Genomic DNA, 17,345 nt, shown 5'->3' on the forward strand with positions numbered 1-17,345 from the left:
TAGACTGCACTTATCCATCTTCAAAACTACATATATCATTCCCACCTCTTTTGGTGGGGAGACTTCTCATGCTGTACGAAGTTTGATTTATACAAGTGCACAATTAAATTTTCTATCCTCCGCACACTTTATCCCACAAGGTATTCCGCTTAAAATCCAGTACCTAGAAATATTGAACTGACCGTATTTATGGCTAAAAACTTTCAAGAAAAAACGTATATTGTAGATGACAATCTAGCAGATACTTTGACGTGGTTGCTGCATCATCAGGACTGTTATGATCGGTTTTATTATGATGCGATTCAGCAACAACTGACGGTAGAACATGCCAACGGGGTAGATATTATTAAAACAGGGCAGTATTTAAATGCCAGTTACGGAATTTTAATCACCTCTTAAAAGCATTGCCGCATAAACTTATTTTGCTGCATAAAAAACAAAGTCCCTTTGCGGGACTTTGTACATTTGGATGGATGCTAAAACTTTAAGCCATTGCCATCGCATCTACCGACAATTCAGAAACCGTTGGTTTAGCACGTTCAGGCACTAAGCCTAACTTTTGGAACAATTGTTTGTCTTTGCCTTCGCCTGCGTTTGGTGTAGTTAAAAGTTTTTCACCTGAGAATAACGAGTTCGCACCTGCCATAAATGCCAATGCCTGATCTGAATCAGACAACGATTCACGCCCTGCAGACAAACGAATATAGCTGTTTGGCATGATAATACGTGCAACTGCAATAGTACGAATCCATTCAATCACATCTAGCTTTTCGACTTCAGCCAGTGGTGTACCTTCAATCGGAACTAACATATTGATTGGCACAGATTCAGGGTGTAACGGTAAAGTCGCCAATTCATGTAACAAACCAATACGGTCTTGGGTATCTTCACCTAAACCGACAATACCGCCACTACACACTTTCATACCTGTTTGACGCACAATATCCAAAGTATTTAAGCGGTCATCAAAGCTACGAGTACTAATGACATTCGGATAATATTCACGCGATGTGTCTAGGTTGTGGTTGTAATAATCCAAACCTGCATCTTTTAAGCGTTCTGCCTGAGATTGATTCAACATCCCTAAAGTCATGCAAGTTTCTAAGCCTAGAGCTTTGACTTCACGCACCATTTCTAAAACATACGGCATATCACGTTCATGCGGATTACGCCAAGCAGCGCCCATACAAAAACGTGAAGAGCCTGAGGCTAATGCTTCTTTGGCTTCCTGAATGACTTTATCAACTGCAATACGTTTTTCAGCTTCAAGCTGTGAATCATAATGCGCAGATTGCGAGCAATATTTGCAATCTTCAGGGCATTTGCCTGTTTTAATAGACAATAAGGTACTGACTTGTACGGTATTGGCAGCAAAATGTTGGCGATGCACACGCTGTGCTTCAAAGACTAAATCCAGAAAAGGTTGTTCATATAACTGCTGAATTTCTTCTCGAGTCCAATCATTGCGTACTGACATAAGTAAAAGTCCATCATCCCTATTATTCATAGTCTGTATCATACACAAATAGTTTGAATCAGAAAGGCATAATCTCCCAATTTCATGGCTAATATTCGACAGTGTGGAAACAAAAATATGCAGTCGATTTAGTCGCAAACTTAAGCAATTTTACTGTTATTTAGCTGCAAAATTTATTTTTATGGATTTTTATTTTGCAATGAATTGGTCACTAAAATTCAGTTAACTGCATAAATTGGCAAGTAACCTGCAGTCAAAATATCGCACGGTTTTGGATATGATTTTTGTTTAAAATTTAGACTGTTTAAGGAGTTGTTCCTGAATCGCCCAATCAATATGGATTTGCACAATCTCATTATGCTGTGCACGCGTTTGCTGCAAAGTTTGTAAAATCTGTGCTGAAAATGGGGCATTTCCAAGCCCGATTGCAATATTACGCATAAAACTTTGATAGCCTGTACGACGTAATGGACTACCTTCGGTTTTGGCTAAAAATGTGCTTTCATCCCATTGCCATAAATCTAGCAAGCTGACCTGATCTAAGGCATGTCGGGGATGAAAATCCTCCACCGTGGTGACTTGTGCAAAGCTATTCCACGGACAAATCAGTTGGCAATCATCACAACCAAACACCCGATTACCAATACCACGACGTAATTCTTCAGGAATGATACCCTGATATTCAATGGTCAAATAAGCAATACATTTACGCGCATCCAACATATAAGGTTCAACAATGGCCTGCGTTGGACAAATGTCGATGCAGGCTGTGCAAGAACCGCAATGCGAGGTTGCAGGCGGATCAAAAGGCAAATCTAGTGAAGTAAACAACTCGCCCAATACAAAAAAAGATCCAGATTTTTTATGAATCAGTAAGGTATGTTTACCTGTCCAACCCATACCAGCACTTTCTGCCAGTGACTTTTCAAAAATCGGGGCTGAGTCCGCAAAGGGGCGTGATTCAAAATTCCCCACTTTTTCACGAATACGGGTGGCAAGAGTTTTTAGGCGTCCGCGCATGACTTTGTGATAATCGCGCCCACGTGCATAACGGGCAATAATTGCAGAGTTAGGTGCATCGGGAATGTGTCGTGGACGTGGTGTTTCCACCAAATAATTCATCCGCACACAAATAATACTTTTTGTATTCGGGACTAACAGTGTGGGATTAGCGCGCTTGTCTAAATTTTCTTCTAGAAACTTCATATCGCCATGATAGCCACGTTTTAAATATTCCTGAAAACGTGCTAATTCTGCTTGAGCATCTGGTTTGGCAATGACACAATCAGCAAAACCAAGCGCCAAAGCTTGAGCTTTAATCCACGCTTTCAAGGCGGCTGGATCGTCTTGATGCAGAGAAATATGTGCTGAAGTGGTGGATGTTGCCATAACAAAATAGAAGGGAAGAAAATGCCGCAGCAAGTGTACCATAGCCCTGTTTATCATAGTCAAAGTATTCAAGCGTGGGAGCAGCGCTGGTTTGCCCGTCAAAATAGTTCTTACGGTTTAATGCAGCAAGTGGCGTGGACACTGCATTTACAAATTCGCAAAATTTTTGCAAAACAGCCATCTACAATACAAAAAATTGCTGTGTGTTGTGGACAAGGCAATAACGCAGGCGATGGCTATTTAACTGCAAAATATTTAAAACAAGCAGGTTTTCAAGTCGATATTTATGCCGCAACACGCGGTTCATCGGCAGATTTACATCAGGCTTTTTTAGAAGCTCAGACAGAACAAGTCAATATAATTCAAGGTTTTGCATTTCAACAAAGTTATGACTGCTATATTGATGCATTATTTGGTATTGGTTTAGATCGTCCTTTAAATGATGAGTGGCAGTCGCTTATTCACGCAATGAATCAACAAGCGGGTTTAAAAATTGCGGTTGATATTCCAAGCGGTTTAAATGCCAACACGGGGCAGCCATTGCCATGTGCAATTAAAGCCGATTACACCTTTACAGCTTTGGGTTTGAAAGCAGGGTTATTTACAGGGCAGGCACAGGAATATACTGGACTGGTCGATGTGCTGGATTTGATTCCAGCCGATGCAGAACTCAAAGCGTTGGCCCAACTCACACCACATTTGATTCAATTACCCGCACGGCAGGCTTTTGGACACAAAGGCAGTTATGGGCATGTGTTGATTGTGGGCGGACATGCGCAAATGGGTGGTGCGGTGATGATGGCTGCAGAAGCCGCATCAAGCGCAGGTGCAGGGAAAGTGACTGTGGTCTGTCATGCCAAACATCATGTGGCGATATTAAGCCGTGCGCCGAATTTAATGTTGCGGGATATAGACGCACTGACAGGCGCAGAAATTCAGCACTTAATTTCACAGGTCGATGCCGTGAGTTTAGGGATGGGACTAGGACGAGATGCTTGGGCAGAACAGCATTATGCAGACTGGTTTGCCGCACTAAATCAGTCCGAGGTAGAAGTAGTTTACGATGCCGATGCCTTGTGGTTTTTGGCGAAACAAGCGCATTCATCGCATCATCCAGCCCAACTAAAACCGAACAGTTATGCCACACCACATTCAGGTGAGGCTGCGACCTTGCTCAATACTACGGTTGCAGCCATTGAAGCAGACCGTATTGCCGCGATTCAGCAATTGCAGCAACGCTATGCAGGCGATTGGGTGTTAAAAGGTTCAGGTAGTTTGACTTTGCAAGCTGCATCTACAGAACCGCAAGCAAGTTCATTGTGGATTTGTACCGCAGGCAATCCTGGTATGGGTACAGGTGGTATGGGCGATGTGTTGGCAGGCATGATTGCCAGTTTAAAAGCCCAGTTTCATCATAAAATTCAATTGCATGAAATTGTCATGTTACATGCCTTGGCGGGGGATGTATTGGCACAGCAGGGCATGCGCGGTTTACAGGCACAGCACATGAGCCAAGCGATTTATCAGGTTGTGAATCGGTAAAATATAAGCGATGGCGATGCTGATTTAGCGACGTCTGGAGCTTGAGCGACTGCGCCCGCGAGCCATACCGCCCAAGGCATTGAGCACAGCCAATTTGGTCATGCTGCCTGATGCATGAGCATGGCAAATTGCAGCAGCCAAAGCATCGGCAGCATCTTGTTGTGGTTTAATGGATAGATTTAATAGTTTCATGACCATCATTTGTACTTGTTCTTTATCGGCAGCGCCATAACCCACGACAGATTGTTTAATTTGACGGGCGGTATATTCCGCCACTTGTAAATCTAAATTCACCAAAGCGGCAATCGCTGCACCACGAGCCTGTCCCAATTTCAAGGCAGAGTCTGGGTTTTGCGCCATAAACACTTGTTCAACTGCAGCTTCAGTCGGGCCATGAAATTTCACAATCCGTTCAATCCCTGCAAAAATCCGTTTTAAGCGTTCAGGCATTTCACTGGTTTCGGTGCGAATGGTTCCTGCATCTACAAAACGTAATTTAGCGCCATCACGTTCAATAATGCCGTAGCCCGTTAGACGAGAACCAGGGTCGATTCCAATAATAAGTGACATGCCAAGCCTTAAAAAATTACATCAAGTTGAATTATAGGAGTTTAAATCTCTTTTGTGTGGAGTAATTTCAAAACATTCGGTCAGTAAGCTGCTGTTTAAACCATTGGAATGTATCCCACGCCACATTTTCAATTTTGGACTTCATTTTATTTTAAGTTTTGAGGTGCATATTTTATATACGGTAGCAAATGAGAGTGGCAATGAAGTGGATTGATAGGCTAAAACAGTGGGCGAAGCAAATTAAACGAAATGTTTATGCGGTTTGGTTTGTCGCACGTGATCCTGAAACGCCGTTTATGGCAAAGCTTTTGGCATTGTTGGTCGCTGCTTATGCCATTTCTCCCATTGATTTAATTCCAGACTTTATACCTGTTTTGGGTTATTTGGATGATTTGATTTTAGTGCCCTTGGGCATCATGTTGGTATTGCGTTTAGTACCTGCAGAGGTAATGCAGCGCTGTCGTTTACAAGCCGATGCGATCAGTCAAAAACCGAGCAGTTATATTGCAGCATCAGTTTTTATTGCGTTGTGGTTATTATTGGCTTATGCCGCATATTTTTATCTTTATCGTTTAAATATATAGACGTATTAAGTCTGTTATTGGGTGATGATGAAAATATTAATGACAGACTTAACCTTTAAAAATACAATAATGCCCATATTGAAACAACAGCGAATCAAAAAAGCTTGATCCCGATGAAGCACTTGGTTACTGCATTTTATTTATTTTGTTGAGATTAGATTAATTTTCATGAAATTATTTCTTATTGTTCTAATTGGCTTAGTTCTTGAAGTCTTCGTCTGGATTGGTGTGGGCGACCTAGTGGGGAGCATGTGGTACGTGTTCTTTTGGTTTGTCGCTGCTTTCTTCATTGGTTTGAACCTGATTCGTAAATATTCTGCAGGCGTGATGCCACAAATGCAGCAAATGCAAATGGGGCAGATGAGTGCCGATCCTGCGCTGAGTAATAATTTACCTAAAATTTTTGCGGGTTTTTTATTGATGATTCCAGGATTAATTAGCGATGTTTTGGCATTGCTGGTGATGATTCCTGCCGTACAAAATGCCTTTAAAGCGGCAATGATGAAAGCCATGATGAAACGTCAGCAAGCCATGATGGATCAAATGATGGGTGGCATGATGGGCGATATGAATGGCATGGGCGGAGCAGGTCAAAACCCGTTTGCAGATTTAATGCGCCAAATGCAAGACATGCAAAATCAGCAGGGTGGTGGTCGTGATTCCAGTATTATTGATGGTGAAGCACGTGAAATTACCCCCGATGCGAAAAAAATTGAAATGAAAGATGTCAATCCACCTAAATAATATAGGTGATGCTTGATATCAAACCGAATCGTGCTGATTCGGTTTTTTTATGGGTATTTTTTGGTGAATATGCACGTGAGTGTTTAAACATTGAGGTGTGCATTTAAAGCCTTATTTATTCTCCTACCGCACAAGGTATAATCGGATTTTCAATTCTCCTGATGTATTTATGTCTTTGTTATTCACCATTTGTGCGCTGCATTTTGTGGCACAGCTTAGTCCAGGACCAGATGTTTTATTAATTGCCAAAAGTGCAGCCAGCAATACCCGCCGTAATACCTTGCAGATTATTGCGGGTATTTCATCAGGGATTGTGGTGTGGGTGGTGCTGACCTTATTAGGTTTTACGGTTTTGGTGCAGCAATTTCCCTGGATTCAGCAAGTCTTAATGCTGATTGGCGGTTTATTTCTTGCCAAAATGGGATGGGGCATGTTGTCGGGCGGTTGGCATAGTTGGCAGCAGCGCAAACAGTTTGATGATACTCAAGTGCAAATTCCAGCCGCAAAAAACTACTTTTTATTGGGGCTATTCACCAATTTATCTAATCCGAAAACCTTAATTTATTTTAGTAGTGTATTTGCTTTGGCGTTGAGTTCATCGGCAAGTGCATCTTTGAAAGCCCAATTGGCAGTGATTATTCCAATCCAAACTTTTGTGACATTTACACTATTTATGTTGCTACTTTCTACACCAAAAATGAAAAAGTTATATCAGCGTTCAGGCAGTTATATTGATATGGTCTCGGGCGGATTATTTTTATTATTTGCTGTGTGGTTGTGGTTAGATGCACTGCGTATGTTTTAAAACATAGGTTTTGATGCCAATTAGTTAGATGATTTGATGTTGTCCAAAGCCAAGTTTGACGATTTTTCATTCAGTATTTCGGTTGCAGTCGTGTTTTCAGTTTTATCTAAATGATTGGGCTGATAAGTACGGTTTGATTGCAAAGTTGCTTCGGTATTTTCCGAACCTTGGTATTTACGACTACGGTTGGCACGTTCTCGCAAGCCACCTTTTTTAATGAGTTGCACCACTTTAACTTTACTCCGTGTAATAAAAAATATGTGCTGAAAGCCAAGCTTGAGTCTAAACTTCAAGTAATCGAGCATGCAGAATTTTAGCATGGCATACCTATTTTAGATGGATAAAGTGACTGTTTATTCAAAAATACGATTTGCGCGAATAGCAGAACTTTGACATTCTAATTCACAAGCGATTGTGTCAGTTAAATCATCCAAAGGATGCAGGCTACAAAGTGTCACAGTTGCTTAAACAAAATTACACTGCATCAGGGTAGATGGTGTAACAATAAAAACAAGAATTACAGTGAAGTAGGAGAATACCTATGCTGTATCATCAGTATCGTTGCGCATGTTGCAATCGGGTGGTGGAATCATCAGAAAAAGAATGTGGTACTTGTGGTTCACACAATATTCGTAGTCCTTATGGTTTCTGGTTATTCTGTATTTTGGCATGCTTGGCAGCAGCCGTTGTGTTTAAAGTCGTGCATGTTTATTTGCAAGATCATCAAGAAGTGCCCGTGCAACAATCGGTGCTTGAGGTGATTCGTACGCAATAAGTGCTGCATCCAAGCTTAACGCTTATTTCGTCTATACAAGATTTCAAAAAATCCTGAATCATTAAATGGCTCAGGATTTTATTCAACTGTTTTTTCAATATTGAAGAGACTCACCATTTTATTCTTCAATATGGATGAGCAATTTAAAAAGATTAGCGACTTAAGAAGTCAGCTTGGTTGATTGCAGACAGTGCAGCATTCACCTCAAAAATCTTGCCACGAATATCCTTCACGCCAAAACTTTCTAAACGTGCAGTGTGCATTTTTAAATAGCGTTCAGCATTGGCCGCATGATCAAACAGATAGATTCCACCTGCTTCCTGTGTTTGACCGTTCTCAGTCCAAATTTTCCAAAGCATGCCAGTTTCTAGGTTAATGCTTTCTGCAAGTTCACGGTACGCTTGGCTCATGCTTTCGCCAAATGGGCCTTCAGAAGGGAAATCGACTTGAAGAATAACCGCCATAATAAACTCCTACATCATTATCTTAGATGAGTATTTAAAAAATCTCAGGAATGATTCACTATAACATATTCGTATTTTGTATATTGTGGTTTGACAGCTAAATTTTAGGCATAAAAAAGCCCACCGAAGTGAGCTTGATAAAACTGAAAAGTTTTACATTACAGACCTGCAGAAGCTTTTAACGCCTCAACTTTGTCGGTTTTTTCCCATGTAAATGCAGTGTCAGAACCTTGACGACCAAAGTGACCATAGGCTGCAGTTTGCTTATACATCGGTTGTAACAGGTTCAACATGTTGGTAATGCCGTATGGACGTAAATCGAAGTGTTCACGTACTAAAGCAATAATCAACTCATCTGCCACTTTTGCAGTGTTGAAGGTGTTGATTGAAATTGATGTTGGCTCTGCAACACCAATAGCATAAGACACCTGAATTTCACATTTGTCTGCCAAGCCAGCTGCCACAATATTTTTGGCAACATAACGGCCTGCATAAGCAGCAGAACGGTCAACTTTAGATGGGTCTTTACCAGAGAATGCACCACCACCATGACGCGCCATGCCGCCGTAAGTATCTACAATGATTTTACGACCTGTTAAGCCGCAGTCACCTACAGGACCGCCAATCACAAACATACCTGTTGGGTTGATGTGGAATTTGGTGTCTGCATGGAACATTTCTGCAGGAATCACTTTTTTCACAATTTCTTCAATTACCGCTTCTTTAAGCTGAATTTGAGAAATTTCAGGATCATGCTGAGTAGATAACACCACCGCGTCCAAACGTACAGGCACACCATTTTCATAAGCAAAAGTCACCTGACTTTTTGCATCTGGGCGTAACCACGGCAAAGCACCACTGCGACGTAATTCAGCTTGCTTTTCCATTAAGCGGTGTGCGTAAGAAATTGGGGCAGGCATTAATACATCAGTTTCACGGCTGGCGTAACCAAACATCAAACCTTGGTCACCTGCGCCTTGATCTTCAGGCTTTTGACGGTCTACACCTTGTGCAATTTCAGGTGATTGTTTACCAATCATGTTAATGACCGCACAGGTTGAACCATCAAAACCTAAGTCAGAATGATGGTAACCAATGCCATTTACGGTTTGACGAACAACGGCTTCAAAATCGACATTTGCAGTTGTTGTGATTTCACCTGCCAGTACAACCGCACCCGTTTTTACAAGCGTTTCACAAGCAACCCGCGCATAAGGGTCTTCTTTTAAGATTGCATCCAAAATGGCATCACTGATTTGGTCAGCCATTTTATCTGGATGGCCTTCGCTTACAGATTCCGAGGTAAATACAGCGTACTCGCGCATAAGTCCTATCACAGTTAAATTCAAAAGACGCAATATGTTACATCGAGTTAGACTTTAGGACTAGCGCATTACGACTAAATTGGCTGAATTTATTTCAATTCAATGACTTTTTATCGCATATTTTTAGCTAAAAAATAGATAAAGTATCGGTATGACTATATTGTGACTCAAAAATATTCATGTTGGCTAAAGTATGCTGTCATAATTTTAAACTAAGGAGCACCTTGTTTTTAAGTGGTGAATCATTTTTAAAAACAATATTGTAGATGGGTAATTTAAAGACTTTGAATTGACTTTATCTGCATCAAGCTGCATTTTCAAAAGCTGTTTTAAAATTTTGGACGATGGCTGTGATTCAATTTATTGTGTGAAAAGTGAATAAAATTCAAGATGTGTTAAAATCTGTCTATTATTTCTACAGAATACTGTTGTGTTTTAACTTGTTGCTAGGCATTTGATTGGAGTTGCTGCAAGAGCGACATCACAATTCCATCCTGCGTCTATAAATTGAAATATCTATACTTTAGAATTTTGCCAAGAATAGAGCTTAACACGGCAATTAGCTATTTTCTTGTTGTTATAAACGTGAAAACGTCTTTGAATTTGCACGAAAAATACCCTGAATGGGAATTAATGCGGAAATATTGTTGCATAGGCTTTACCCCTCAGGCGTTTTTTTGAGAGAATAGCGGCTGTTTTGAATTCTATTCATCTTCTTCTATTTAACGATTTTTTGTGGACTCTGACCTATGACGACCCCGCTTAATGAACGTCGTATTGCAAACGCAATTCGTGTATTGGCAATGGATGCTGTGCAAAAAGCAAATTCAGGACATCCAGGTGCACCGATGGGGATGGCAGATATTGCCGATGTGGTGTGGCGTGAATTTTTGAATCACAACCCAACCAATCCACAATGGGCAAACCGCGACCGTTTTGTATTGTCTAATGGTCATGGTTCAATGTTGCAATATGCGTTGTTGCATTTAACAGGTTATGATCTTTCAATCGAAGATTTAAAAGCGTTCCGTCAGTTACACTCTAAAACACCTGGCCACCCAGAATTGGGTTATGCACCAGGGATTGAAACCACCACTGGTCCACTCGGTCAGGGGATTGCCAATGCTGTTGGTTTTGCTTTAGCAGAAAAAACACTGGCTGCACAATTTAATAAAGAAGATATTCAGGTTGTAGACCATTTCACTTACTGTTTCTTGGGTGATGGTTGCTTAATGGAAGGTGTTTCACACGAAGCATGTTCATTGGCAGGTACTTTAGGTTTAGGCAAGCTGGTTGTTTATTATGATGACAACGGCATTTCTATTGATGGTGAAGTAGAAGGCTGGTTCTCTGACGATACCGAACAACGTTTCTTATCTTACGGCTGGCAAGTCTTAAAAGTTGATGGTCACGATGCCGATGCAATTCGTGCTGCAACGGTTGAAGCAAAAGCTGAAACGCAAAAACCGACTATTATTATTTGTAAAACTGTTATTGGTTTAGGTTCGCCAAACAAACAAGGTAAAGAAGACTGTCACGGTGCGCCATTAGGCCATGATGAAATCGCTTTGACGCGTCAAGCATTAGGCTGGACAGATGAAGCATTTGTTATTCCTAAAGATGTATATGCCGCTTGGGATGCTAAAGCGAAAGGTGCAGAAGCAGAAGCAGCATGGAATACAACTTTTGATGCCTATGCAGCAAAATATCCAACGGAAGCTGCAGAACTTAAACGCCGTTTAAGCGGTGAACTACCTGCAGAATTCATCGCGCAGGCAGATGCGTTTATTGCTGAAACCAATGCTAAAGCTGAAACTATTGCAACGCGTAAAGCCAGCCAAAATACTTTGCAAGCATTTGGCCCATTATTGCCTGAATTATTGGGTGGTTCTGCAGACTTGGCAGGTTCAAACTTAACCCTTTGGAAGGGTTGCCAAGGCGTTCAGGACAATGCAGCAGGGAACTACGTGCATTATGGCGTACGTGAGTTTGGTATGACTGCTATTGCAAATGGTGTAGCACTTCACGGTGGTTTCATTCCTTACGTTGCAACATTCTTAATGTTTATGGAATATGCGCGTAATGCCGTGCGTATGTCTGCATTAATGAAGCAACGTGTGATTCATGTGTATACCCACGACTCGATTGGTTTGGGTGAAGATGGTCCAACACACCAACCGATTGAACAAATTGCATCTTTACGTGGTACGCCAAACTTAAATACATGGCGTCCAGCAGATACCGTTGAAGCGGCTATTTCTTGGAAATCTGCATTAGTACGCAGCGAAGGTCCAACTGCTTTAATTTTCTCACGTCAAAACTTGCCATTCCAAACTCGTACTCAAGCGCAAATTGAGAACGTGGCAAAAGGTGGTTATGTCTTGGCTGAAGAAAAAGGTGAATTGAAAGCCATTATTATTGCAACAGGTTCAGAAGTGGGCTTGGCAATGGAAGCATACGCGCAGCTTGAAGGTGTACGTGTTGTGTCTATGCCGTGTGCAGAAGAATTTGTGAAGCAAGATGCAGCATATCGTGAAGCGGTATTGCCATCACATATTCGTGCACGTGTTGCGGTTGAAGCAGCGCATGTAGACTACTGGTGGAAGTTTGTCGGCTTAGACGGTAAAGTTATTGGTATGACAACTTATGGTGAATCTGCACCTGCAAAAGACTTGTATCAGTACTTTGGCATTACCACTGAAGCGGTTGTTGCTGCAGTAAAAGAATTAACAGCTTAATTTTTTAATCCAGTGTTTTTAAAGGCGTTCCTGCAAAGGGACGTCTTTTATTTTTGCATATTTGTTTGGTATTCGATGTGATGATCCAACAAATTTTGTCAGTGTAAGTCAGGTTTGTGAATAAACCTCTGTGTAATTGAGTGAGATGAGAAATGAGTTTGTACGAGCAAATTAATGATGAAGTCACTTTAATGGATGCGGGTGAGCAAAAGTGGATTGGACAAGATTTACCACTTGAAGCTATGGTGGCGGTAGAGTTGTTGTTACAGGATTTGGCTGAAGATCAGCAAATCAAAATTCGCCGTAAGAACCATGAAAAGCAATCAGGCTTAAAGCAAGTTGATCGTATTTTGATTGAGAAGCTTTAATCTATTGCGATGAATGCGGTGCATTAAATGGTGTATCGTCAAAAATAGCTTTATTCTATGCGTAGGGTAAAGCTTTTTTTATTGCTGAAAAATAGTTTATAAAATAGCCTAAGCATAATATGAATTGTGCATAATTAGTAAAATGATTCGATGCAAAAATAATCAGGCAACATCAAAGCTTGCAGACAACTATATTAGATCGTCAATTTAAGCACATCGACATTGTAGCGTTAAGTGAAATTCAATTTGAGCAATGGCAACCACTTTGGCAGGGTTATCAGCAATTTTATCAGGTGCAATTAAGTGATGAGGTTACGCAAAATACGTGGTCAAAACTAATTAATCCACACAGTACGCATATTTATAGTTTTGCTGCCGTATATCAAACTCAAGTTGTGGCAATTGTGCATGTAATTGAACATGACAGTTGTTGGACGCTTAAACCTTATGCCTATTTGCAAGATTTATATACCTTGCCTGAGTACAGAGGGATGGGAATTGCTCAGCAGCTTATTCAGCAGGTGAATCAAACAGCGCAACAGCGTGAATGTGATCGGGTATATTGGCTGACTCATGAAGATAATTTACAGGCACGGCAGTTGTATGATCGTGTCGCAAAAAGAACAGGTTTTATTCAATATCGCAGCCCTGCAACAGCGATGTAAAACGCGCATGCATATTTTTACAAATTTATCGTTTCAGTCATGCAACATACTGTTTTATCTTTAATCCTGTATTTGCAGCAAAAATCTATAAACTAAACCTCATTGAAACGTATCAACACTTTTAGAGATGAACAATATGAACATGAAATCAATTGCTTTAGGTTTGGCTATCGCGTCTGCAGCAACAATGACAATGGCTAAACCAGTGGCTTATCAAATTGACCCAACGCATACTGCTACTGTATTTACTTGGGATCACTTCGGTTTTTCTACGCCATCAGGTAACTTCTCAGACATTCAAGGTACTATCAACATTGATGAGAAAAAACCTGCTAACTCATCTGTGAATGTGACGATTCCATTAAGTAGCATCAACACCAACGTAAAAGCTTTAGATGAGCACTTAATGGCAGCAGATTGGTTTGATGCAGCAAAATATCCAACCATTACTTTTAAAAGTACAAAAGTTGAAACTCAAGACAAGAAAAACTTTAAAATCACAGGTGATTTAACAGTTAAAGGTGTAACTAAGCCAGTGGTACTTGACGCAGTATTGAACAAACAAGGTCCACACCCAATGACTCAGGCAGCGACTGTTGGTTTTAATGCAACAACATCATTCAACCGTTCTGCATTTGGTATCGCAAGCTATGTACCAAACGTGGGTGATAAAATTACTGTTAATATCACTACTGAAGCATCTGTAGCTGCTAAAAAATAAGTAGTAATGATTTGATCAAAAAGCATCATTTTAAAAATGGTGCTTTTTTATGTCTGTGATTTTTATCCATGATTTTAATGTCAGCAACTTGAGGTCTATGGCTTTAAAATCTGTTTGGATGAATGGCTTTTTTATTTTACTTTTTGTCCATTCGTATATCCAAAACATAAAAAATGCGAACCGAAGTTCGCATTTTCATTCATCATGTTAAGGTTGAATTAACCAACTTAGAAGAAGCCAGCAGGTTTAGTTGAGTAGCTCACCAACAAGTTCTTGGTTTGTTGATAATGTTCTAACATCATCTTGTGGTTTTCACGGCCAATACCTGATTTTTTATAACCACCGAAAGCGGCATGCGCAGGGTAGATGTGGTAACAGTTCGTCCAAACGCGACCCGCCTGAATAGCACGGCCTGCACGGTAAGAAGTGTGCGCAGAACGTGACCAAACACCTGCACCTAAACCGTAAATGGTGTCATTGGCAATTTTAATGGCTTCATCAAAGTCTTTAAATGTAGTCACAGAAAGCACTGGGCCGAAAATTTCTTCTTGGAAAATTTTCATGTCATTGGTGCCTTTGAAAATTGTCGGCTCAATATAGAAACCACTGCCAACTTCATGACGTTCACCGCCACCTGTTAAAACTTGCGCACCTTCGGCACGACCTGTCGCAATACAACCCAAGATTTTGTTTTGTTGTTCTTGCGATGCCTGCGCACCAATCATAGTTTCAGTATCAAGCGGGTGACCTGTTTTAATACGTTTAACACGTTCAATGGCTTTTTCAAGGAAACGGTCAGCAATACTTTCCTGTACGAGCGCACGTGATGGACAAGTACAAATTTCACCCTGATTCAGCGCAAACATAGCAAAGCCTTCGAGTGCTTTGTCTAAGTAGTCGTCATCTTGCGCCATAATATCTTCAAAGAAAATATTTGGAGATTTACCACCAAGCTCTAAAGTCACTGGAATGATGTTTTCAGTGGCGTATTGCATGATCAATTGACCGACCTGGGTTGAACCTGTGAATGCAATTTTGGCAATACGTGGATTGGTTGCCAATGGGCGACCCACTTCTACACCATAACCATTGACTACGTTTAATACGCCTGCTGGCAATAAATCTTGAATCAGTTCGACCAAAACTAAAATACTAGCAGGGGTTTGCTCCGCAGGTTTAAGTACAATACAGTTACCCGCAGCCAAAGCAGGTGCAAGTTTCCATGTTGCCATTAAAATTGGGAAGTTCCATGGAATAATTTGCCCCACAACGCCCAACGGCTCATGAAAGTGATAGGCAATGGTATCTTCATCAATTTCAGAAATTCCGCCTTCTTGGGCACGAATACAGCCTGCAAAATAACGGAAATGGTCAATCGCCAATGGAATGTCGGCAGCCAATGTTTCCCGAACAGGCTTACCATTATCCCATGTTTCTGCCACTGCCAATAATTCTAGATTTTGTTCTAAACGATCTGCAATTTTAAGCAGAATGTTGGAGCGTGTGGTTGGAGATGAGCTGTTCCATTGTGCTTTGGCTTTATGGGCTGCATCTAAAGCCAGTTCAATGTCTTCTGCCGATGAGCGTGGGACTTTGGTAAATACTTTGCCATCTACAGGAGAGATATTTTCAAAGTATTCGCCTTTTACAGGGGCGACCCACTCGCCACCAATAAAGTTTTCGTATTGTGCTTTAAATTGAACTTTTGAACCGGGTTGATTGGGATCTACGTAACGCATAATTCTCTTCCTTTGATGGTTTTTTATAATCTGCCGTCATCTTTACCTTTTATCACAATCCTGTGTCTAAAATCAGGTTAAATTTACGGCTAAGGTATAAGGTACTTTAGTACGTTATTTGATTAGCATACCAATATAAGGTTGGAAAAAGGTTGGAAAGTTGCAGGTTTACAAGCAGCGAACAAATCCTTACAAAAGTAAGCAGTACAATGGATGTAATGCCCACAGGATTGTGAGAATCAGTCATGATGAAAAAACAAGATCTATTGGAAAAAAAACTGCATATTGAACGGTTTAGACAAAGCAGTAGTTTATCGCCGCTGCATGCGCAGCAAATTCAGCAGAGTATTTTAAATTCTTGGCAACGCTCTGAAATTGCAGAAATTCCTGTAGATCGGCAGGCTGCTCCGTTAAATTCCAGTTTATCGCATCCGCAAGGCGGTTCGGCTTTACAGAGAGCTGTGCAAAATTGCGCAGAAGATTTAAAACATATCGCGCAGCAGTCCGACATGGTGGCAGCCGTGGGCGATGTGGGCAGTACGATTATTTGGACGGCAGCGAGCGCTCAAATGCGTAATGTGGCGGAACGAGTACATTTTGTAGAGGGTGGACAGTGGCGTGAAGAGTTGGTGGGTACCAATGCTTTGGCTTTGTCACTCAAAACTCAGCAAGCCAGTTGTGTGTTTTCCAGTGAACATTATATGTCATCGTTACATGACTGGGTTTGTTATGCCGCACCAATTTTAGACCCACATTCCAAACAAGTGTTGGGCGTGATTGATTTATCGACCACTTGGAAAAATCATAACAGTTTGGGTTTGTTGGCAGCAGAGCGCTGTGCTTCTTTAATTCAAAATGCGTTGCTGGAACAGCAAAAACAGCAGCTTTATATTCGCGCGTTTCGTGTGCCACAGGTGTTATTTAATGGCAAAGTGGTGGTGATGACACCGCGTCAAATTGAAATATTGGTGATTTTGGCACTTTGCCCACAAGGCATGAGTTTAGACACTTTACACCAAGCACTATATGGTGAGCGTAAAGTCAGCATGGGAACGCTAAAAGCTGAAATGTCGCAATTACGCGATATTTTAGGGGGGATGCTCGGCTCGCGTCCTTACCGAGTTTTGGCGCATATTGAAGCCGATTTTTTACAAGCTGAGCAGGCTTTAGATGCAGGTTATGTGCAGTCTGCCTTGCAAACGTGTGCAGGGGTATTTTTGGCGAAAACTGAAAGTCCATTTTTATGCGCATGGCGAGATTGTTTAGAATCACGCCTGAGTGATGCCATTTTTAATGCACAAGATACCGATGTATTGCTGAAACATTTGGCGCATAGCCTTGAAGCGATTGATGCGGTAGAGCGTTTAATTGAACTGATGCCAAAGCATCATCCTGCACATCAAATTTTATTAAAATACAAAGCCTAAATGACGAATCAA

The 17,345-nt window shown here is 41.1% G+C and carries 18 protein-coding genes; 11 read left to right on the forward strand and 7 right to left on the reverse strand.

Annotated elements, in window-relative coordinates; genetic code table 11:
- The first annotated feature begins 189 nt into the window (after window positions 1-189).
- The gene (locus FTU70_RS08035) at window positions 190-399 is read left to right on the forward strand and encodes a hypothetical protein (RefSeq protein WP_004976903.1); all 210 of its coding nucleotides are present in this window, start codon (window positions 190-192) and stop codon (window positions 397-399) included.
- A gap of 85 nt (window positions 400-484) precedes the next feature.
- Here FTU70_RS08035 and bioB read toward each other — a convergent pair whose 3' ends face one another.
- Both bioB and queG read right to left on the reverse strand, forming a co-directional pair.
- Window positions 485-1,477, reverse strand: a complete 993-nt coding sequence (gene bioB, locus FTU70_RS08040; protein WP_104851863.1) for a biotin synthase BioB — start codon at window positions 1,475-1,477, stop codon at window positions 485-487.
- Between the two features lie 288 nt (window positions 1,478-1,765).
- Complete coding sequence (gene queG / locus FTU70_RS08045) at window positions 1,766-2,866, reverse strand: tRNA epoxyqueuosine(34) reductase QueG (protein WP_218946844.1); 1,101 nt, start codon at window positions 2,864-2,866, stop codon at window positions 1,766-1,768.
- Window positions 2,867-2,887: 21 nt separating this feature from the next.
- Between queG and FTU70_RS08050 the strand changes: the two genes are divergently transcribed.
- Window positions 2,888-4,408, forward strand: a complete 1,521-nt coding sequence (locus tag FTU70_RS08050; RefSeq protein ID WP_104851865.1) for an NAD(P)H-hydrate dehydratase — start codon at window positions 2,888-2,890, stop codon at window positions 4,406-4,408.
- 24 nt (window positions 4,409-4,432) lie between these two features.
- Here the strand turns inward: FTU70_RS08050 and ruvC are convergent, their stop codons facing one another.
- Window positions 4,433-4,978, reverse strand: coding sequence for a crossover junction endodeoxyribonuclease RuvC (gene ruvC, locus FTU70_RS08055; RefSeq protein WP_004976895.1), 546 nt, complete (start codon window positions 4,976-4,978; stop codon window positions 4,433-4,435).
- Between the two features lie 200 nt (window positions 4,979-5,178).
- Here ruvC and FTU70_RS08060 point away from each other — a divergent pair, with 200 nt between their 5' ends.
- From FTU70_RS08060 to FTU70_RS08070, 3 genes are all read left to right on the forward strand, one after another.
- Window positions 5,179-5,562, forward strand: coding sequence for a YkvA family protein (locus FTU70_RS08060; RefSeq protein ID WP_178318391.1), 384 nt, complete (start codon window positions 5,179-5,181; stop codon window positions 5,560-5,562).
- Window positions 5,563-5,730: 168 nt separating this feature from the next.
- Entirely contained in the window at window positions 5,731-6,306 is a 576-nt protein-coding gene (locus tag FTU70_RS08065) for an FxsA family protein (protein ID WP_004976892.1), read from the forward strand.
- A gap of 169 nt (window positions 6,307-6,475) precedes the next feature.
- Entirely contained in the window at window positions 6,476-7,111 is a 636-nt protein-coding gene (locus FTU70_RS08070) for a LysE family transporter (RefSeq protein WP_096901197.1), read from the forward strand.
- 20 nt (window positions 7,112-7,131) lie between these two features.
- Here the strand turns inward: FTU70_RS08070 and FTU70_RS08075 are convergent, their stop codons facing one another.
- Window positions 7,132-7,341: a hypothetical protein gene (locus FTU70_RS08075; protein ID WP_154320816.1), complete on the reverse strand. Its 210-nt coding sequence runs from the start codon at window positions 7,339-7,341 to the stop codon at window positions 7,132-7,134.
- 314 nt (window positions 7,342-7,655) lie between these two features.
- Between FTU70_RS08075 and FTU70_RS08080 the strand changes: the two genes are divergently transcribed.
- Window positions 7,656-7,886: a hypothetical protein gene (locus tag FTU70_RS08080; protein WP_372238839.1), complete on the forward strand. Its 231-nt coding sequence runs from the start codon at window positions 7,656-7,658 to the stop codon at window positions 7,884-7,886.
- A gap of 152 nt (window positions 7,887-8,038) precedes the next feature.
- Here FTU70_RS08080 and FTU70_RS08085 read toward each other — a convergent pair whose 3' ends face one another.
- Both FTU70_RS08085 and metK read right to left on the reverse strand, forming a co-directional pair.
- Window positions 8,039-8,350: a monooxygenase gene (locus FTU70_RS08085; RefSeq protein ID WP_096901196.1), complete on the reverse strand. Its 312-nt coding sequence runs from the start codon at window positions 8,348-8,350 to the stop codon at window positions 8,039-8,041.
- A 158-nt stretch (window positions 8,351-8,508) separates the two neighbouring features.
- The gene (metK, locus tag FTU70_RS08090) at window positions 8,509-9,675 is read right to left on the reverse strand and encodes a methionine adenosyltransferase (RefSeq protein WP_004976883.1); all 1,167 of its coding nucleotides are present in this window, start codon (window positions 9,673-9,675) and stop codon (window positions 8,509-8,511) included.
- Between the two features lie 749 nt (window positions 9,676-10,424).
- Here metK and tkt point away from each other — a divergent pair.
- From tkt to FTU70_RS08110, 4 genes are all read left to right on the forward strand, one after another.
- Window positions 10,425-12,413, forward strand: a complete 1,989-nt coding sequence (tkt, locus tag FTU70_RS08095) for a transketolase (protein WP_179990120.1) — start codon at window positions 10,425-10,427, stop codon at window positions 12,411-12,413.
- A gap of 152 nt (window positions 12,414-12,565) precedes the next feature.
- On the forward strand, window positions 12,566-12,781 hold the full coding sequence (locus FTU70_RS08100; protein ID WP_004976879.1) for a hypothetical protein: 216 nt from the start codon (window positions 12,566-12,568) through the stop codon (window positions 12,779-12,781).
- A 179-nt stretch (window positions 12,782-12,960) separates the two neighbouring features.
- Window positions 12,961-13,446: a GNAT family N-acetyltransferase gene (locus tag FTU70_RS08105; protein ID WP_218944566.1), complete on the forward strand. Its 486-nt coding sequence runs from the start codon at window positions 12,961-12,963 to the stop codon at window positions 13,444-13,446.
- A 136-nt stretch (window positions 13,447-13,582) separates the two neighbouring features.
- The gene (locus FTU70_RS08110) at window positions 13,583-14,167 is read left to right on the forward strand and encodes a YceI family protein (RefSeq protein ID WP_004976875.1); all 585 of its coding nucleotides are present in this window, start codon (window positions 13,583-13,585) and stop codon (window positions 14,165-14,167) included.
- Between the two features lie 227 nt (window positions 14,168-14,394).
- Here FTU70_RS08110 and FTU70_RS08115 read toward each other — a convergent pair whose 3' ends face one another.
- Window positions 14,395-15,906 (reverse strand): aldehyde dehydrogenase family protein, encoded by a 1,512-nt coding sequence (locus FTU70_RS08115; protein WP_004976873.1) that lies wholly within the window; start codon window positions 15,904-15,906, stop codon window positions 14,395-14,397.
- A 245-nt stretch (window positions 15,907-16,151) separates the two neighbouring features.
- On the opposite strand from FTU70_RS08115, the gene FTU70_RS08120 reads away from it, so the two are divergent.
- A complete protein-coding gene (locus FTU70_RS08120; protein WP_180060426.1) occupies window positions 16,152-17,333 on the forward strand; it encodes a transcriptional regulator in 1,182 nt (393 codons plus the stop codon).
- Window positions 17,334-17,345: the final 12 nt, after the last annotated feature.

The organism is Acinetobacter sp. YH12135 (genome assembly GCF_013418565.1).
GTDB lineage: Bacteria > Pseudomonadota > Gammaproteobacteria > Pseudomonadales > Moraxellaceae > Acinetobacter > Acinetobacter towneri.

What these genes read in the sequence shown, in the direction of transcription:
- FTU70_RS08115 (WP_004976873.1), bottom strand. Translation starts at nt 15,906, where the DNA reads ATGCGTTACGTAGATCCCAATCAACCCGGTTCAAAAGTTCAATTTAAA.
- FTU70_RS08070 (WP_096901197.1), top strand. Translation starts at nt 6,476, where the DNA reads ATGTCTTTGTTATTCACCATTTGTGCGCTGCATTTTGTGGCACAGCTT.
- FTU70_RS08110 (WP_004976875.1), top strand. Translation starts at nt 13,583, where the DNA reads ATGAACATGAAATCAATTGCTTTAGGTTTGGCTATCGCGTCTGCAGCA.
- queG (WP_218946844.1), bottom strand. Translation starts at nt 2,866, where the DNA reads ATGGCAACATCCACCACTTCAGCACATATTTCTCTGCATCAAGACGAT.
- metK (WP_004976883.1), bottom strand. Translation starts at nt 9,675, where the DNA reads ATGCGCGAGTACGCTGTATTTACCTCGGAATCTGTAAGCGAAGGCCAT.
- FTU70_RS08035 (WP_004976903.1), top strand. Translation starts at nt 190, where the DNA reads ATGGCTAAAAACTTTCAAGAAAAAACGTATATTGTAGATGACAATCTA.
- FTU70_RS08060 (WP_178318391.1), top strand. Translation starts at nt 5,179, where the DNA reads ATGAAGTGGATTGATAGGCTAAAACAGTGGGCGAAGCAAATTAAACGA.
- ruvC (WP_004976895.1), bottom strand. Translation starts at nt 4,978, where the DNA reads ATGTCACTTATTATTGGAATCGACCCTGGTTCTCGTCTAACGGGCTAC.
- tkt (WP_179990120.1), top strand. Translation starts at nt 10,425, where the DNA reads ATGACGACCCCGCTTAATGAACGTCGTATTGCAAACGCAATTCGTGTA.
- FTU70_RS08065 (WP_004976892.1), top strand. Translation starts at nt 5,731, where the DNA reads ATGAAATTATTTCTTATTGTTCTAATTGGCTTAGTTCTTGAAGTCTTC.
- bioB (WP_104851863.1), bottom strand. Translation starts at nt 1,477, where the DNA reads ATGTCAGTACGCAATGATTGGACTCGAGAAGAAATTCAGCAGTTATAT.
- FTU70_RS08120 (WP_180060426.1), top strand. Translation starts at nt 16,152, where the DNA reads ATGATGAAAAAACAAGATCTATTGGAAAAAAAACTGCATATTGAACGG.
- FTU70_RS08085 (WP_096901196.1), bottom strand. Translation starts at nt 8,350, where the DNA reads ATGGCGGTTATTCTTCAAGTCGATTTCCCTTCTGAAGGCCCATTTGGC.
- FTU70_RS08100 (WP_004976879.1), top strand. Translation starts at nt 12,566, where the DNA reads ATGAGTTTGTACGAGCAAATTAATGATGAAGTCACTTTAATGGATGCG.
- FTU70_RS08050 (WP_104851865.1), top strand. Translation starts at nt 2,888, where the DNA reads ATGCCGCAGCAAGTGTACCATAGCCCTGTTTATCATAGTCAAAGTATT.